General features: G+C 75.5%; 12 protein-coding genes and 1 pseudogene. 6 read left to right on the top strand and 7 right to left on the bottom strand.

Features of this window, described 5'->3' with window-relative positions; all coding sequences use genetic code 11:
• The first annotated feature begins 31 nt into the window (after positions 1–31).
• A complete protein-coding gene (gene infA / locus QSK52_RS10175; protein ID WP_033216059.1) occupies positions 32–256 on the top strand; it encodes a translation initiation factor IF-1 in 225 nt (74 codons plus the stop codon).
• A 124-nt stretch (positions 257–380) separates the two neighbouring features.
• Positions 381–1,565 (top strand): 8-amino-7-oxononanoate synthase, encoded by a 1,185-nt coding sequence (locus QSK52_RS10180; RefSeq protein WP_285735621.1) that lies wholly within the window; start codon positions 381–383, stop codon positions 1,563–1,565.
• Between the two features lie 61 nt (positions 1,566–1,626).
• Here QSK52_RS10180 and QSK52_RS10185 read toward each other — a convergent pair whose 3' ends face one another.
• The 3 genes from QSK52_RS10185 to QSK52_RS10195 all read right to left on the bottom strand — a co-directional run bounded on the left by QSK52_RS10185 (position 1,627) and on the right by QSK52_RS10195 (position 5,139).
• Positions 1,627–3,144 carry an alkaline phosphatase family protein gene (locus tag QSK52_RS10185; RefSeq protein ID WP_285735622.1) on the bottom strand — a complete coding sequence of 506 codons (1,518 nt, stop codon included), beginning with the start codon at positions 3,142–3,144 and terminating at the stop codon, positions 1,627–1,629.
• A 184-nt stretch (positions 3,145–3,328) separates the two neighbouring features.
• Positions 3,329–4,261: an NADP-dependent oxidoreductase gene (locus QSK52_RS10190; RefSeq protein WP_285735623.1), complete on the bottom strand. Its 933-nt coding sequence runs from the start codon at positions 4,259–4,261 to the stop codon at positions 3,329–3,331.
• A gap of 62 nt (positions 4,262–4,323) precedes the next feature.
• Entirely contained in the window at positions 4,324–5,139 is an 816-nt protein-coding gene (locus QSK52_RS10195) for an alpha/beta fold hydrolase (RefSeq protein ID WP_285735624.1), read from the bottom strand.
• 99 nt (positions 5,140–5,238) lie between these two features.
• On the opposite strand from QSK52_RS10195, the gene QSK52_RS10200 reads away from it, so the two are divergent.
• Positions 5,239–5,928, top strand: a complete 690-nt coding sequence (locus tag QSK52_RS10200) for a TetR/AcrR family transcriptional regulator (protein ID WP_285735625.1) — start codon at positions 5,239–5,241, stop codon at positions 5,926–5,928.
• Between the two features lie 79 nt (positions 5,929–6,007).
• Here QSK52_RS10200 and QSK52_RS10205 read toward each other — a convergent pair whose 3' ends face one another.
• On the bottom strand, positions 6,008–8,926 hold the full coding sequence (locus QSK52_RS10205) for a hypothetical protein (RefSeq protein WP_285735626.1): 2,919 nt from the start codon (positions 8,924–8,926) through the stop codon (positions 6,008–6,010).
• A 286-nt stretch (positions 8,927–9,212) separates the two neighbouring features.
• On the opposite strand from QSK52_RS10205, the gene QSK52_RS10210 reads away from it, so the two are divergent.
• Positions 9,213–10,241, top strand: coding sequence for an ROK family protein (locus QSK52_RS10210; protein ID WP_285735627.1), 1,029 nt, complete (start codon positions 9,213–9,215; stop codon positions 10,239–10,241).
• Positions 10,242–10,504: 263 nt separating this feature from the next.
• Here QSK52_RS10210 and QSK52_RS10215 read toward each other — a convergent pair whose 3' ends face one another.
• On the bottom strand, positions 10,505–13,081 hold the full coding sequence (locus tag QSK52_RS10215; protein WP_285735628.1) for a serine/threonine-protein kinase: 2,577 nt from the start codon (positions 13,079–13,081) through the stop codon (positions 10,505–10,507).
• 432 nt (positions 13,082–13,513) lie between these two features.
• On the opposite strand from QSK52_RS10215, the gene QSK52_RS10220 reads away from it, so the two are divergent.
• Positions 13,514–14,284, top strand: coding sequence for a DUF1062 domain-containing protein (locus tag QSK52_RS10220; RefSeq protein ID WP_285735629.1), 771 nt, complete (start codon positions 13,514–13,516; stop codon positions 14,282–14,284).
• Between the two features lie 38 nt (positions 14,285–14,322).
• Positions 14,323–14,514: pseudogene (locus QSK52_RS10225) on the top strand (IS5-like element ISMt1 family transposase); the annotation flags it as partial.
• A 141-nt stretch (positions 14,515–14,655) separates the two neighbouring features.
• Here QSK52_RS10225 and QSK52_RS10230 read toward each other — a convergent pair.
• Both QSK52_RS10230 and QSK52_RS10235 read right to left on the bottom strand, forming a co-directional pair.
• The gene (locus QSK52_RS10230) at positions 14,656–15,567 is read right to left on the bottom strand and encodes a hypothetical protein (RefSeq protein WP_285735630.1); all 912 of its coding nucleotides are present in this window, start codon (positions 15,565–15,567) and stop codon (positions 14,656–14,658) included.
• A 264-nt stretch (positions 15,568–15,831) separates the two neighbouring features.
• Positions 15,832–16,932 (bottom strand): M20 family metallopeptidase, encoded by a 1,101-nt coding sequence (locus QSK52_RS10235; RefSeq protein ID WP_285735631.1) that lies wholly within the window; start codon positions 16,930–16,932, stop codon positions 15,832–15,834.
• Positions 16,933–16,953 lie beyond the last annotated feature (21 nt).

The following is a 16,953-nucleotide window of genomic DNA, read 5'->3' on the forward strand; positions in this document are numbered from 1 at the left end:
CCCAGTTTCCCCACCAGAGAATCGAGACCCCTTGCCGCGCGTATCGAAGGGCCTGGAACTCGAGGGCACCGTCCTCGAGTGCCTGCGCAACGCCACCTTCAAGGTGGAACTGCAGAACGGCCACCACGTACTGGCCCACATCAGCGGAAAGATCCGCAAGAACTACATCAAGATCCTCCCGTTCGACCGCGTCCTGGTCGAACTCAGCCCGTACGACCTGACCAGGGGCCGCATCATGTACCGCTACCGCAACTGACCCGTCCCCGCGTCCGCCCGCCCCGCCGCCGCGCCCGTCGGCGGCGGGGCCGCGGGTGTGGGACGCCGCACATCGGGGCGGCGCGCGTTGCCCCGGTCGTGCGGCGGGTGACAGAGTGCCGGGCATGGTGGCACAGGCGCACGCACGGGCGCAGGTCGGGGAAGCGGGCGCGGGTCCGGAGCGGGTGTTCGACTGGCTGGACGAGGCCGCGGCCGTCCGCGAGGAGGCCGGGCTGACCAGGCGGCTGCGCAGCCGTCCGGCCGACGACCCGGTGCTCGACCTGGCCTCCAACGACTACCTCGGACTGACCCGCCACCCGGCCGTCACCGCGGCCGCCGCCGAGGCGGCCGTCCGCTGGGGCGGCGGCGCGACCGGCTCCCGGCTGGTCACCGGCACCACCGAGGCGCACACCGCGCTGGAGCGCGAACTCGCCGAGTTCTGCGGCTACCAGGCAGCCCTGGTGTTCTCCTCCGGCTACACCGCCAACCTCGCCGTCCTGACCGCGCTCGCCGGGCCGGACACCCTGATCGTCTCCGACGCCCACAACCACGCCTCGCTGATCGACGGCTGCCGCCTCGCCCGGGGCCGGGTCGCCCGCGCCGCGCACGCCGACCCCGCCGCGGTGCGCGAGGCCCTCGCCGCCCGCGCCGAACCCCGCGCCCTGGTGGTCACCGACTCGGTGTTCTCGGTCGACGGCAACGCCGCCCCGCTCGCCGCCCACCTCGCCGCCGCCCGCGCGCACGGCGCCGCCCTGGTCATCGACGACGCGCACGGCCTGGGCGTGCTCGGCCCCGGCGGTGCGGGCGCCGGAGCCGCCGCGGGCATCGCCGGGCAGCCCGACGTGGTCGCCACCGCGACGCTCTCCAAGTCCCTCGGCTCCCAGGGCGGCGTCGTCCTCGGCCCCGAACGGGTGATCCGCCACCTGGTCTCCGCCGCCCGCACCTTCATCTTCGACACCGGCCTCGCCCCCGCCGCCGTCGGCGCCGCCCTCGGCGCGCTGCGCCTGCTGCGCGCCGAACCCGGCCGGGCCGCCGACGCCCTGCGGGTGGCCCGCGAACTCGCCGACCGGCTCGCCGGAGCGGGCCTGGACGCCTCCGCCCCCGACGGCGCCGTGGTCTCCGTCCGCGCCGACGACCCCGAGCACGCCGTCCGCTGGGCCGCCGCCTGCCGGGACGAGGGCCTGGCCGTCGGCTGCTTCCGGCCCCCGTCCGTCCCCGACGGCGTCCCGCGGCTGCGGCTGACCGCCCGCGCCGACCTGACGGCCGAGCAGGTCGCCTTCGCGGCCGACGTGGTCCTCAAGACCCGCTGAAGGACCCGCTGAAGGACCGCTGGAGGACCCGGTCGGGCGCCGGGCGGGATCAGCCTCGGCCTCAGCCGAAGACCACCTGGTCGACCGTCCAGAACGCCGAGTTGGTGCCGGTGTAGCGGAACTGGAAGCGGGCCGTGGACGCCCCCGCCGGGACGGCCACCTCCAGGTGCTCGACCGTGTTCAGGTCGGAGCGGTAGGACTTCACCAACTGCGCGGCCCCGCCGTCGAAGGACACGTACACGTCGCCGGTCTGCGGGCCGTCCACCTTGTAGTCGGTGGCGAAGGACAGCGTGCCGCGGGTGCGGCCCGCCACCGGGTAGGCCGGGCTGACCAGCGTCGAGTCGAACGGGCCGGTGCCGTGCGACCTGTCGTCCCACTCGTCGGAGTCGGCGACCGCGAACACGTTGCGGGCCCGGACGTTGGTCTCCCGGCCCTGGCCCAGCTGCGCCGCCGTCCAGAACTCGTCGGTGGCGAACGCCCAGCCGCGCCACTCGGTGACGCCGCCGCTCGGCATCCGCGAGTCGTCGACCGTCCAGCCGGCCGGCGGGATGTGGGTGAAGCCCTTGACCGTCGAGCCGATGCCGGTCTCGTCCACCCGGGTCTGCAGGCTCGGGCGCAGCGCGTCGAACGCGTCCGGCACGATCTCGTCCACCGGCCTGCCGTCCAGGCCCCAGGCCGGATCGACCGGCACGCCCTCGTGCTCGAGCACGGTCGGCGCGATGTCCACCGGCTTCACGTCGTAGCGGTGCGCCCCGGCCGCGTACCCCCGGCCGTTGAGGACCATCCAGGTCTGCCGCTCGTTGGCGCTGTTGCCGCCGTGGCCGCCCGCGTCGGTGTGGCCGTGGTCGGTGGTGACCACGACCAGCCAGTCCTCCGCGGCGTACGAGGGGCGGGACCTGAGCGCGGTCAGCACCTGCCCGACCAGGCCGTCCGCGCCGTGGATCGCCGCCAGGTACTGGCCGGACGCGCCGCCGTAGGAGTGCCCGGCCTCGTCCACCTCGTCGAAGTGCAGGAACACCGAGTCCGGGTTGCCGTGCGCCAGGTAGTCGGCGGCGTCCGAGGCGGTCTTCGCGTCGTTCTCGCCCTCGGGGATCCGCAGGTCGGCGGTGCCGTTGAAGACGTTCGCGGTGATCGGGTTCCAGGAGCCGATGACCAGCGTCGAGTTCGCCGGGTCCGCGGCCTCCAGGCGGCTCGCGTAATCCGGGTACAGGTCGAAGCGCGCACCGGTGAAGTTGTTGTCCAGCACCCGGTGCTTGTCCGGCCACGCGCCGGTCGCGATGGTCGACCACCCCGGGCCGGAGAGCGTCGGCGCCAGCGGGTTCGCGTAGAGGTTCGACGTCGCCGTGGTGCCCGAGGCCATCAGCGCCTTCAGGTTCGGCGCGTCCGCCGCCAGCAGCTTGTCGTACCGGGTGCCGTCGATGCCGATCACCAGCGTCTTGGCCTGCTTGCTGCCGTTCGGCAGGCCGTTGTACGCGCCGCCCGCCGCGGCGGCGGACGAACCGTCCAGCGGGACGAGCGCGGCCGCGGCGACGGCCGCCGCGGAGAGGGAAAGGGCCAGGGTGGAACGGGAGTTGCGCACGGGGGCTCCCAACGGGAAAGCGGCACGGTGCGGTCGCACCGACAACCGAGGATGGACCGGGCGGGCGAGCGCGAACCCGCCCCGAGTCCACAGTTGTATGAACAAGTGTCGAAATTCAGTGGGCCCTGCCCCTGCCCCTGGCCCTGCCCCTGGCCCTGCCCCTGCCCCTACCCCGGCCGGGGCCTCAGAGGGTCAGCACGATCTTGCCGCGGGTGTCCCCGCGTTCGATCAGCTCGTGGGCCTTGGCCGCCTCCTCCAGCGGGAGGGCGTGTTCGACGTGCGGGCGCAGCAGGCCGTCCTCGACCAGGGCGGTGAGCGCCTCCAGGCCGACCCGGTCGGGTTCGACGGTGACGCCGGCGAAGCGGCGCCCGGCCGCGGTGGTGGCGTCGCGCAGGGCGGTGTCGGTGCGGGCGACCAGGGTGACCAGCAGGCCGCCGGGGCGCAGCACCCCGATCGAGCGGGGGCCGACCGGGCCGCCGACGCCGTCCAGGACGACGTCCAGGTCGGAGAGCACCTCGGTGAAGTCGGTGCTGCGGTGGTCGACCACCTCGTCGGCGCCGAGCCCGCGTACGAACTCCGCCTTCCCGCCGCTGGCGGTGGCGACCACGTACGCCCCGCGGGCCTTGGCGATCTGCACCGCGAGGTGGCCGACCCCGCCGCCGGCCGCGTGCACCAGCACCCGCTGCCCGGGGCCGACCTGCGCGGTGTCGACGAGCGCCTGCCAGGCGGTCAGCCCGGCCAGCGGCAGCGCGGCGGCCCGCACGTGGTCGAGGTTCGCGGGCTTGCGGGCCAACTGCCGGGACGGGACGGCCACGTACTCGGCGTACCCGTTGCCCGGCCGGGGGAAGAACGGCATCCCGTACACCTCGTCGCCGACCGCGAACCTGGTCACGCCCGGCACCACCTCCTCGACCACCCCGGAGACGTCCCAGCCGAGCACGAACGGCGGCTCGCCCAGCAGCGGGAACGCGCCGGAACGGACCATCGCGTCCACGGGGTTGACGGCGGCGGCGTGCACCCGGACGAGGACCTCGGAGGGCAGCGGGACGGGGCGGGGCAGGTCGACGGTGTGCAGTACGGACGGGGCACCGACGGTGGACTGGGAGACGGCACGCACGACAGGACTCCTTGGTGGCAGGCGGGAAAAGGGGAATGGTGCGGGTCGGGCGGTGGTGCGGGTCAGGCGCTGGCGCGGTGCTCGGCCAGGAAGCCGGTGATCAGCTCCTGCCACTGCGCGGGCCGCTCGGCGAACGGCAGGTGCCCGGTGGGCAGTTCGACGGACCGGGCGCCGGGGATGCGCGCGGCCAGCTCGCGCTGCAGGGCGGGCGGGACCAGCGGGTCGGCGGTGGTGGTGACGACCAGGGTGGGCGCCTGGACGCGGGCCAGGTCGGCGCGCACGTCGATCCGCCGGACCAGGTCGACGTGCTCGGGGGTGCCGGGCGGCAGCGTCGCGGCCAGGGCGTCGATCGCCCCGCGCAGCGCGGCCGGGTCGGTGGCGTTCAGGGCCTCGGTGCTGAACGCCACCAGGGTCAGGAACTCGGCGAGCAGTCCGGGCGCACCGGAGGCGTACAGCTCGCTCCACAGCCGGGCGGCGAGGTCCAGCCGGGCGTCGCGGTGGGCGAAGGTCGCGGTCAGCACCAGGGCGCTGACCCGCTCCGGGTGGCGGGCGGCGGCGCGGATCGCGACCGGGCCGCCGAGCGAGAACCCGGCCAGGGCGAAGCGGTCGAGGCCCTCGGCGTCGGCGGCGGCGACCAGCTGGTCGGCGAGTTCGTCGGCGTCCAACGGGCCGGTGGCGCGCGGCGATCCGCCGGTGCCGGGCCAGTCGACGCCGACCACGGTGTGCCCGGCGGCCAGACCGTCCAGGATCGGCCCGTAGTTCGCCTCGGTGCTGCCGCCCGCGCCGTGGGCGAGCAGCAGACCGGGACCGGAGCCGCGCACGGTGCGGGCCAGCAGGGCGGCGGGTGCGGCGGACGTGCCGGAAGCGGTGACGGACATGGGAGTTCCCCCTCCTGGGGCGGTGTCGCCCCGAGTTCTGTAGTGGTCGCTACAGATGAACCGTAGCACGCTCTGTAGGGATCGCTATAGAATTCCGGCATGACCACCAAGGGACGCCCGCGCAGCTTCGACCGGGACGCCGCGCTCGACGCGGCGCTGCACGAGTTCTGGCGCCACGGGTACGAGGCCACCTCGCTGGCCGGGCTGACCAAGGCGATGGGCATCAACCCGCCCAGCCTGTACGCCGCGTTCGGCGACAAGCGGCGCCTGTTCACCGCCGCCGTCCAGCGCTACGCCGACACCCACGGCCGCTACGGCGCCCTGGCCCTCGCCCGGCCCACCGCCCGCGAGGCCGTCGAGACCATGCTCAGGCTCGCCGCCGCGGAGTACGCCGCTCCCGGCCACCCGCCGGGCTGCCTGGTCGTCGACGGCGCCACCAACACCACCGACGCCGCCCGGGACGTCCGGGAGGAACTGCGCGCCGTCCGGGAGGGCAACAAGAAGGCGATCGCCGCCAAGATCACCGCCGACGTGGCGGCCGGCCTGCTGCCCCCCGGGGTCGCCGAGGAGGCGGACGCCCTCGCGGGCTTCTACGCCTCCGTCATCCAGGGCATGTCCACCCAGGCCCGTGACGGCGCCGACCGGGCCGCGCTGGAGCGGATCGCCGAGATCGCCCTGCGGGCCTGGCCCGCCGGACCGGACGCGGGCGCGGGCGCGGACGCGGGCGCCGGGACGGACGAGGGCGCCGGCGCGGACGCCGGGACGGGCGGCGGGACGGCAGGGGCCTGAAGCGCCGCGGGCCGGCCCGCCACCCGACCCGCGGCCCGGCCCGCTGGACGCGGGGCGCCAGCTGCCGACCGGCCCCCGCTCAGGGCGCGCAGCCGGTCAGCGGAGCGGTCTCACCCGCCGGGCGCCCGCACAGGTGGTCGACGACCGGCGCGCCCTGCGCGTCGCGCCGGACCCGGATCACGTGCAGGCCGTGCCCGGGCAGCGGGTCGGTGGCCAGCGGGGCGGCCCCGCGGAAGTCGACCGTCCCGGTGGGCCGGTTGTTCAGCTGCACCGCGCGCAGCGCCGCCATCACCGAGCCCGTCCCGCTCAGCTGCGAGGCCCCGGCCTTGGCCGCACCGGCCTGCAGCGCCGCCACCGCGTCGTAGGCGAGGGCGAGCGAACCGTCCGAGAAGACGTCGTCCTCGTACGGGTTGGCGGCCCGCGGCACCAGGTGCAGGACGCCTGCGGCGGTCGCGGCCAGGTCGGAGCCGCGCGCCGTCGCGGCCGGGTCGCTCAGCGCGGTGTAGTACAGGGTGGCCTGCGGGGCCACCGCGGTGCCGCCGGTGCGGAACTGCGCCTTGGTCAGGTCGTCCCCGGTGAGGACGGTCAGCGGCCGGGCGCAGCCCTTGTCGTCGGCCAGCCGCCGCATCAGCTGGTTGACGTCGTCGGCGCGCCCGGCCAGGTACAGCACGGCCGGCGGGTGCTCGCCGTGGCAGGTGGTGGCGAGCGCCTGCTCGTAGTCCGGGTCGCCGTTGCTGTTCAGGCCGTACTCCAGCGGGCGGCCGCCGATCAGCCGGTAGCCCGCGTCGGTGAGCATCGCGCTGCCGTAGCGGGCGTGCTCGGGGCTGTAGCGGTCATCGGGCGTGGGGGTGCGGGTCAGCACGGCCGCCCAGCGGTCCTGCGGCGGGGTGCCGAGGCCGTCGACGATCAGGCGCAGCGCCGCCGCCTCCTCCTGGTCGGTGGCGGCCAGGCCGAAGTAGTTGACGTGGCCGCGGGCCAGGTAGCTGGCCGAGTTGGTGGTGCTGACCACGGCCAGGCCGGCCTGCTGCAGCAGCGTCAGCGCGGCGTCGCTGTCCTCGGTGTCCCGGCCCAGGCCGACCACCCCGGCGATCGAGCGGTCCCGGGCGGCGAGGTCGACGATCCGGTGCACCATCTCGGTCTGGAAGTACATGTCCTGCCCGCCGTTGGCGACCAGCACCTTCACCTTCAGCGGGTCGCCCGCGTTGTTGCGCACCTGCGCCAGGTGGACGCCCGCCAGCTCCTTCAGGCCGTTCAGCGCCCGGCCCTCCTGCCCGGCCGCGGTGGTCAGCGCGCCCGCGTACACCACCGTCACGTAGCGGACGTCCGGCAGCGCGTCCACCCGCGCGTTCTCCCGCCGGATCGCCTCCTCCAGCTCGCCCAGCCCGACGTCCGCCCCGGTGCGCTCGGCGTCCCGCCCCGGCAGCTCGCCGCTCAGGCGCACGCCGCCGCCGTCCCCCGCGAAGGTCACCGAGCCGGTGGCCACGCCCACGCACTCCCGCGTCCCGCCCGGGCCGGTGCGCCAGACCGCGTCCGGGTTCGAACCCACCAGCCGGGCCTCGCAGTACTGCCCCGCCAGCTGCTGCACCCGCAGCCCCGCCCCGGCCGCCACCAGCACCAGCGCCAGCAGCACCGACCAGCGCGACCACAGGAACCACCAGGAGCGCCGCACCGGCACCGGCGCCAACCGGGTGCTCCCGCCCGCCTGCAACTGCTGCCTGGTCAGCCGCACCGGCAGCGTCCACGCCAACGCCCGCCCGCGGCTCGGCGCCTGACGCACCCGCAGGTCGCTCACCCAGCTCTCGTACGGGCCGCCGCGCGGCTCGAAGGAGTGCCCGCCGGGCGGGACGGTGCGCTCGTCCTCCAGCCAGGCCGTCACGTCCGCGTGCGCGACCGCGGCCAGCACCAGCAGCGGGTCCTGCTCGCTGCGGCGGCTGCGCACGTCGGAGATCGCGCCCAGCACCCGCAGCGCGCCGCCCGGCGCGTCCGCCCGCGGCACGAACACCACCGGCGGGACGCGCCGCTTGCGGCCCCGGGCGTCCGGCGCCCAGGAACGGTGCGCCCAGCGCAGGTCCTCCAGCAGGGCCAGGGTGCGCAGTTGGAGGTGGAACTGCTGGGCGCGGTCGCGCTCCTCGGCCGGGGTGCCGGGCAGTTGGGCCTTCAGGATCTCCCCGGCCACCTCGCGGGCCCGGGCCTGCGTCACGTCCCAGGACATCCGCGGCCGCCACAGCGACCAGGCCGCCGCCTGCCGCCCCGACGCGGCCAGGAACGTCGTCGTGGCGAACCAGCGGCTGGCCGGGCCCAGCCAGGACAGCGGCGCCGTGTTGCGCCGCACCCAGCCGGTCGCCCCGAGCACCGCCACCGCCCCCAGCAGCACCGCCGCGACCAGCTGCCAACTCGCCTGCGTCAGCAGGCTGGTGAGCGCCGCCAGGACGAACGCCCCGATCAGCGTGGTGGAGTTCAGGACGGGCGACAGCAGGCGCTGCAACTCGCCACCGGTGCCCCGGGGTTCGGGCCGCCAGTGCAGGTCCCGCAGCCGGGCGAGCACCGACTCCACCAGCTCCTCGAACGGCCGCGCGGCGGGGCCCGGCCCGGCGGCCGACCCCGCCCCGGCGGCGGTCGTCGCTCCGGCGGGGTCGTCCAGCACGTGCCGGGTGGCGGCCTCGATCGCCGCCACCAGCCGGGAGCGGGGCGCCGGGTAGCCGCGGTACCAGGACGGCCCGCGGCGGGCCCACGGGCCCTTCGCCAGACCGTCCAGGATCGCGATCGCGTTGCCGTGCGGATCGCCGTCCGGCGCGTGCGGCACCGTCCGGTGCGGCAGGTCGCCGCCCTCCTGCGCCTCCTGCACCGCCCGGACCACGGAGCGGACCTCCGCGTCCAGCTCCGGATCGTCCTCCTGCGCGTACAGCACCACCACCGGCATCGGCAGCCGGGCCGAGCTGAACTGCGCCACCAGGTCCTGGACCAGCGCGTCCACCTCGTACTTGGCGGTGGTGCGCACCCCGCCGATCCCCGTGCCGCCACGACCCGAACCGGACGCCATCGCCACCCCCGCAGCCACCGCCCCGCGCCCGAACCGGCGCCGGGAGACCAATGTAGACCCCGCCCCCGACGCCGCACACCGGTCCGGCCCCGTCGGGGTCAGGGACGGGAGCTGTGGGAGCGCTCCCATATTTCTCCCCGGCCGTGTACGATCACGCCGCAGCCCACCCGCACGCCGCCGGACGCACCGTACGGCGCAAGCGCCGGGCACCGAGCACCGAGCACCGAAGCCTGGGGAGCCAGCCTTGTCCGACGCCGCATACACCGTCATCGACCTCGGCGGCACCACGCTGCGCACCGCCCGCTACGACGTGTCCGAGGACGCCGTCACCGACGTCCGCCGCGTCCCCACCGACGGCATAGCCGCGCACCCCGACCTGCCGGTCGCCCAGCTGCAGGCCCGGGTGCTCGACCAGGTCGCCGCCCTCGCCGCCGAAGCCGTCGCACGCCACGGCAGCAGCGCCGTCGCCATCGCCTTCGCGGGCCCCGTCACCGCCGACGGCCGCGCCCTGGCCGCACCCACCGTCTGGGGCGGCCCCGGCGAACAGCTCCCGGTGCAGCGGCAGTTGGAGGAACGCCTCGGCCTGCCCGTCGTCGTGGTCAACGACCTGACGGCCGCGGTCTGGCGCTACGTCGACCCCGCCGACGAGCGGCCGTTCTGCCTGATCACGGTCAGCTCCGGCATCGGCAACAAGGTCTTCCGCCACGGCGAGGTCCTGCTCGACACCGAGGGCCACGGCGGCGAACTCGGCCACTGGACCGTCGACCCGTCCCCCGACGCCGCCCCCTGCGACTGCGGCGGCCGCGGCCACCTCGGCGCCCTCGCCTCCGGCCGCGGCGCCCTCGCCGCCGCCCGCCGCGCCGCCCACGCCGACCCGGACGGCTACGCCCGCTCCGCCCTCGCCGCCACCGCACCCGACCCCGAACGGCTCGACAACCACGCCCTGGTGGCCGCGCTGCGTACCGGCGACGCCTTCGCGACCGACGCCCTGCGCCCCGGCATCACCGCCCTCGCCTCCGCGATCACCGCCGTCTTCACCGCGATCGGCATCCGCCGCTACGTCCTGATCGGCGGCTTCGCCCTCGCCGTCGGCCCGCGCTACGCCCAGCTCCTCACCGCCGAACTCGAACGGCTCGGCTGCTTCGGCCTCACCCCCGAGGAGATCCGCGACGCGGTCGTCCTCGGCGCCGCCGACGACGACTCCGGCCTCATCGGCGCCGGCCGCCTCCTCGCCGCCCGCCGCCCGGCCCCCGCGGCCGCTCTGCCGGTCTGACCGGGCCCCGGCCCCGGCCCCGGCCCGCCCGCCCGCGCCCGCGCCTTCGCGAGCCGGACGCCGGGGCGTGGCCGCCCCGCTTCCCGGAGCTCGGTGCCTTAGCGCCTCGGCGCCTCAGCGCCTCAGCGCCTCGGTGTCTCAGCGCCTCGGTGTCTCGGTGTCTCGGCGCCGGGGACCGTCACCCCGGGACGGACGGTCCCCGGCTCCGCCCGCACCTCCGGGTGACGGCGGAACCGGCCGGCTCCGCCCGCACGGAGCGCCGCTCAGGCCGCGGCCCGGTGCAGCCAGGCTCGTGCGACGGCGAGCCAGGCCGCGGCGCGGGTGCCGTCCTCGGAGGCGGCTCGGGCGACCCGCTCGGCCCTCTCCGGGTCGGTGCGGGACCGTATCCGCGTCAAACCCACCAGCCAGAGCGGGTACTGAAGGCCGACGGCGTGCCGCAGGGCTTCCTCGAACAGCTGCTCCGACAGCTCCGACAGCTCGGACCCGTCGGTCCCGGCGCGCCAGCTCGCCAGCATCAGGTTCTGCGCCAGCGCCGATCGCGCCGTCCGCAGGGCCGTGTGGTCGTCACCGTCAGGCGCCAGCCGGTCGGCTCGCGGCAGCATCCGCAGACCTCGTCCGGGATGCCGGGCGGTCAGGCGGACGACCACGTCGATCGCGGCCGCGGCGACCTCGGCGCGTACCTGCGTCTCCTTGACCATGACGCCGTCGATCCCCTCGACCACCCACAGCTGCGGGTGTCCTGCCACGTGCTCGGAGAGCAGGGCCAGGGTGCGTTCGGCGTCGGCCAGCAGCTGGTCGACGCGGTCCGGATCGGTGCCCCCGACGGCGACCTGCTCGGCGTGGTGCACGAACCACCAGGCCGAGTTCACCAGCGCCCGTCCGATCGCGGCCAGCGCCGGGTGGGGCGCGTGGTCGGGACCGACCTGCCGGGCCATGGCCACGCCGCGCGCCGCGAGCGCCGGTGCGTGCTCCGCGGCGGAAGCGGCCTGCGCCTCGGCGGCGCCGACCAGCACGGCGGCGGCCTCGCACCGGAGGCGGTCCGACTCCTCGTCGGTGCCGACAGCGGCGAGACCGGCCGTCGCCGCTTCCGCGAGCGCGACGGCCCGCTCGGGATCGGTGGCCGCCCACGCCCCGGCGATGCCCACGCGCACCGACCGGACCTCCTGCTGCGGGCGCGCCCGGCGCCACCGGAAGGCGACGCGGGCGACGTCCCCCTCCGCGTCCGCGGTCAGCTGCTGCGCCCGGTCGGGGTCGAGCGGGGCGAGGAGGCGGGCGGCGTGCAGGAGGGTCAGGGCCCGTTCCCGCCCCGGCGGCAGGGCGCGTGCGGTGCGCTCCGCCCCGTGCGCAGCCGCGACCTCCTCGGCGCCCGGGGCGCTCCGGTCGGCGGCCCTCGGAGCCGGGACGCGCGGGGTCGCAGCTGCGGCGGCGCCCAGGTCGGCCGCCTCGGCCTCCAGTTCCCCGGCCCGGTCGGGGGCGACGTCGTACCACTCGTCCGCCAGCAGCCACAGCTCCTCGGCCAGGTCCGAGCCCTCCTTCCCGGCGCGCAGGAGGCCCTCGTACTCGTCCGCGAACCGGTTCTCCCCGCCGGGATCGACGGCGAAGAGAGCCCGGGCCAGGAACAGCAGGACGGTTTCGCGGTCTTGGCCGTCGAGCTGGTCCAGCAGGGACCCGGCCTCCTCCAGGAGGGTCCGGGCCCGGCCGTCACCGAGTGCCGCCAGGCTGCCGGCGGCCTCGGCGAGGAGGACCAGCCGCTCCATCGGCCCCTCCGCCGCACGGGCGGCGCGCTCGGCCTCGTCGGCGAGGGCCGATCCGCGGACCGCGTCGATGCCCGCCCACACACCGGCCGCCCGGGCGATCCACAGCGCCCCCTCCACGTCGTCGCAGGCGCGGGCGGCCTGTTCCGCCGTGGCCAGCGCACCGATCGCCCGGCGCCGGTGCCGGGCGTCCGGCGCGGTGACGGCCGGGGGCCGGACGGGCGTGACGGGTGCGACGGGCCCGGGCGTGCAGCCGGAACCGCCTGCGCTCACCGCCTCCAGCAGCTCACCGGCCTCCTGGACCGTCGCCCGGCGGTCCGGATCCTTGACGAGCAGCCGGGCGACGAGCGGCGCGAGCGCTCCCGCCCGCTGCGGCCGGGGCGGCTCGTCGAACAGGACGGCGCTCAACGTGTCACCGGCCGTTCCCCGGCGGAACGGCGAGAAGCCCTCGACCGCCTGGTAGAGGGTCACCCCGAGCGAGAAGAGGTCGCTGACCGGGCCGCCGCCGCCCCGCACCCGTTCGGGCGCGAGGTACTCCACCGAGCCGATCAGCAGCCCGGTCCCGGTCAGCGCGGTGTCGTCGTGGTGGACGGCGATGCCGAAGTCCGTCAGCAGGATCCGTCCGTCACCGGTGAGCATGACGTTGGCGGGCTTGACGTCGCGGTGCTGGACGCCCGCGGCGTGAGCGGTGCCGAGGGCGTCGAGCAGTGCCGACGCGACCGAGGCCGCGGTCCCGACGCTCAACGGGCCCTGCGCGGCCAGCCGTTGCTGCAGCGAGACGCCGTCGACGAGCTGCATGACGATCCAGGGGACTCCGTCGTCGACGACCACGTCGTGCACGGTCACGACATTGGGGTGGTCACGCAGCCGCGCGGCGTTGCGGGCCTCGCGCTCCGCCCGCACCAGCCGCTCCCGCCGCTCCTCCTCCGTTGCGGAGGGCGGGATCCACACCGCCTTGACCGCGACGTCGATCTGCAGCGTCTCGTCCCGCGCCCGCCAGACCTGCCCGAACCCGCCCGCGCCCAACTGCCGGATCAGGCGGTAGCGTCCACCGACCACCCGGCCCGGCTCCGTCTCGTTCGCCACGGTCCCCCGCTCACGTTTCTCCGGTGTACTGACCGAGGACAAGCGTATGGACACCACCCCGTTCCCAGCAGGGGTACCGGGTGCACGATCTCCCGCACCGGGTGGGGAACCTGACGACCGCTCACCGACCGGTGCGGGCGGAGGGCGGTCCGGCCGGTAGCCCGACGGCGTCGGAACCCGGAGCCCGGCTCGACGTCCGCGCCCTGTGCACGGGAAATCCGGTTGCCGCGGACCGCCGTCTCGACCATGCTCGCCCGCATGGACTTCTGACAACTGCCACGTCGTACGCACCTGTCGCGCGATCGGACTCGGAGCCTGAGCACCCGGCCCCGGGTGACCGGTCGCGCCCCTCGTGAGCACCCGTCGGAGAGCGGGAGCCGCCGAGTGAGTTCGGCACGCCCTCCTGCTGAGTCCTGAAAGCACCCCATCCACATGAATACCGACCGCAAGGCCCGCTGGGCCGTGCGTCAGTCCGCCCTGCCCACCGTCGTCCGCCCCTGCCCGGACTGCCCCGGCACGCGGCACCGCGCCTCGGGGAAGATCCGGGCCAACGCGAACGGCAAGCTGCTCGACGTCTGGCTGCTGCTGAGCTGCACGACGTGCGACCGGACCTCGAAGGTGCCCGTCCACGAGCGCGTCCACGTCTCGACGCTGGATCCGGCCCGGCTGGTGGCGTACGAGAACAACGACGCGGCAGTCGTACGGGAGTTGGTGACGAGCGCCTCGCTCGCGGCGAAGAACCGGTACCGGCTCGACTGGACCGGCACGTGGGAGCTGGAGACCCGCACGCCGCCGTACGCGCTCGACGACCCGAACCCGCTCCCGGTGCAGGTGCGCTTCGAGCTGCCCGCGCCGGTCCGGGTGGAGCGGCTGCTCCAGCTCGGCCTTGGCCTGAGCCGGGCCGAGGTGCGCCGCCTGGTCGCCGACGGGCGGGTCCGTCCGCCGCTCGCACCGGACGCCAAGGCGCACCGGGACTTCGAACTCACCCTCCACGGACCCGGTCCCGTCGACGCGGCCGAGCACGCGAAGCCCCTCGACGCGCCCGCCGCCGAACACCCCGTCCCGTCCCGGACCGGCCCGCCGCCCGCCCCCGGCCGGGAGCTCCCGCGCCGGGCCGCGGCGCACACCCAGGTTCTCTCCTTTGGATCATCGGGCGGCAAGGGCTTCCGCCTTCATGAGACGCCTGCCCGAGTCGTCTCCTAAGGTGCGCATCGGTGTATCCAACGGGTCGACAGAAAGGCAAGCGCAGAGGATCGCGCGGCGGACGGCCGCCCGGCTTCGACGAGGGCCGGTACAACAAGCGGAACACCGTGGAACGGGCCATCAACAGGCTGAAGAACCACCGTGCGGTGGCTACCCGTTACGACAAGCGCGGCTACGACTTGCTCGGCACCGTCACCTCAGCCGCCCCCGTCACGCGGCTTGGACCCTGAATCCTTGCAGAGCGACCATCCCGCGCTCTCCTCCCTCGCCGCCGGCGAGGGAGGAACGGGACCCGCACTCGCCAACGCTGACCTCTGCCGCGGATGCGAGGTGCAGGGCGGCCTCGCCCGCGCGGTGAGACCGAAGCCGGATCAGTCGATGATGTGCTCCAGGCCGTGAGTCCGCGGGTCGACCGGGCAGTAGAGGATCGCATACGAGCCGTTGCGGGCGAAGTCCACGCCGGTGGGGCCCTCGTCGTCCCGCGAATCGGGACCGTTCTGGGAGGGCCAGCCCGCCAGGTTCTCCCAGCGGTACGTGGAGAGCAGCGGGCGCATGAGCGTTCCGCACGAACAGGTGCGCAGGTGGTCCGGTTCGGCGGCGCTCGGGTCCCAGCCGCCGACCTTCCAGCCGGGGGCGGTCGCCAACTGGAAGTAGTCGTCGTCCTCCGGCTGTTCCCTGTCCCACCTGTAGAGGCGGTCCTCGGTCTCCGCCGGCAGCAGGCCGAAGGGCTCGAAGTGGTCCGCGTCGCGGTCGAGGAGGCAGATCGGCGGATACTCGGTGACCTGCTCCGGTTCGACGGTGCAGGGACGCGGAACGCGTCGCGCCGCGGCGGCCGGATCGGGTGCCGGTGCTGTCGGCCGCACGTCGGTGACACTGGCGGCGTTACGCCAGAATGCCTGCTCCTCATGGCACATGTCGGTGTGCGGATGGGGGCACCAGAGGAGCTGCAGGAGATCCGTCCCCTCGGGGAACTCCAGACCGGGGGCGTCACCCCGGTGGAGCTGGAGCACCGGGACCAGGGGGATCGGAGCCGGCGGCCGTTCGAGAAGGTGGGTGCGCTCCACGATCGGCCCGGTTGCACTGCCGAGGCGCTTGATGTCGGCGCGGAGAAACTCCAGCGTCTGCGGCGGGGCGCCGTCCTGCTCGCGCCGTCGGAGCTGGGCCTCGGCGCTCGCCAGCGAATCGGCGCGCCGCGCGGCGCTCTCCTCGGCGGAGAGCACGGTCCGCTTCTCGACGTAGTGCTCCTCCCCGCACACGGGCCAGGGCTCGGAGGCGGGCCACAACAGTGGTCCTCCCACGGAGCTGTCGCAGATGTCCGGTGTGCCCGGTCGCGGGTGCAGGCGGGTGGCTGTCCTTCCGTGCACGGCCAGTTCCGGGAAGTCCCGCAGCAGGAGGGCCCGGGCGGGTGGTGTGGTGACGATCATTCCTGCGCTCCCTCGTACGACTCCGCTGTCCGGACCCGTCCCGGCGCCCGGGACGGGTCCACGGGCGGAGCGTAGCGTCGGGAGGTGACGAAGCAGCCGGCCGCTTGATCGGCCGGACGGCTCCTAGCCGTTGCGGATCGCGCGCACCAGTCCGGCGACGAGGTTCGCCCGTTCGGCCATGGCGTCGACCAGCAGGTACTCGTGGTCGGAGTGGGCGCCGCCGCCGACCGCTCCGAGGCCGTCGAGCGTCGGGACGCCGAGTGCGGCGGTGAAGTTGCCGTCGCTCCCGCCGCCGACCGCCCGGCCTTCGAGGCCGGGGAGCAGCCGCCGGGCCTCCGCGAAGAGCCGGAGCGAGGCGGACTCGGGCATCGGGGGCCGCCCGACGGCTCCCCGGACGGTGATCCGCGCGCCGTCGAGGTGCGGGGTCAGGGCCGCGAACGCGGCCTCGACGCGGTCCTTCTCCTCGGCGGTCTCGACCCGGACGTCGACGAGGACGGTGGCTCCGGCCGGGACGACGTTGTCCAGGGTTCCCGCGGACGCGACGGTCGGGGTGACGGTGGTCCCGAGCTCCGGGCGGCCGAGCGCGGCGATGTCCAGGACCTGGTGGGCGGCCTCGACCAGCGCGTTGATCCCGGCCTCGGGTTCGAGCCCGGCGTGCGAGGCGCGGCCGGTGACGGAGACCTCGAAGGTGCCGCAGCCCTTGCGGGCGGTCTTCAGTCCGCCGCCGTCGGCGGCGCCTTCGAGGACCAGGACGGCGCCGCAGGCGAGCGCGCGTTCCTCGATCAGGGCGCGGGAGGTCCGGGAGCCGACCTCCTCGTCGGCGGTGACGAGGATCTCCACGCCGGTCAGGTCGTCGAGCGAGGCCAGGCCGTGGACGGCCTGGACCAGGCCGCCGAGCATGTCGAAGACGCCGGGGCCGGTGGCCCGTCCCTCCGCGACCTCGAAGGGGCGGCGCTCCAGGGTGCCGAGCGGGAACACCGTGTCGTGGTGGCCGAGGACCAGCACTCGGGGTTCGCCGCCGCCCGACCAGTGGACGTGCGGCAGTCCGCCGTCCTCGACGAGCACGGCCCGCCCGCCGAGGCGGTTCTCGATCACGGCGGCGACGACCCCGGCCGAAGCCTTCAGGGCCGTGACGTCGCCCGAGGGGGACTCGGTCTCGACGAGCGTCCTGAGGTCCTCGACCATCGCCTCGACACTCACCCGGACGCTCTTGTGCATCGTCATCCCCGAAGGCTATCCGGTGCC

It is taken from the genome of Kitasatospora phosalacinea, from assembly GCF_030268885.1.
GTDB lineage: Bacteria > Actinomycetota > Actinomycetes > Streptomycetales > Streptomycetaceae > Kitasatospora > Kitasatospora phosalacinea_C.

Bases quoted from the DNA above. Each gene is read 5' to 3' on its own strand.
- QSK52_RS10180 (WP_285735621.1), top strand. From the start codon at position 381: ATGGTGGCACAGGCGCACGCACGGGCGCAGGTCGGGGAAGCGGGCGCG.
- QSK52_RS10195 (WP_285735624.1), bottom strand. From the start codon at position 5,139: ATGTCCGTCACCGCTTCCGGCACGTCCGCCGCACCCGCCGCCCTGCTG.
- QSK52_RS10200 (WP_285735625.1), top strand. From the start codon at position 5,239: ATGACCACCAAGGGACGCCCGCGCAGCTTCGACCGGGACGCCGCGCTC.
- QSK52_RS10220 (WP_285735629.1), top strand. From the start codon at position 13,514: ATGAATACCGACCGCAAGGCCCGCTGGGCCGTGCGTCAGTCCGCCCTG.
- QSK52_RS10235 (WP_285735631.1), bottom strand. From the start codon at position 16,932: ATGACGATGCACAAGAGCGTCCGGGTGAGTGTCGAGGCGATGGTCGAG.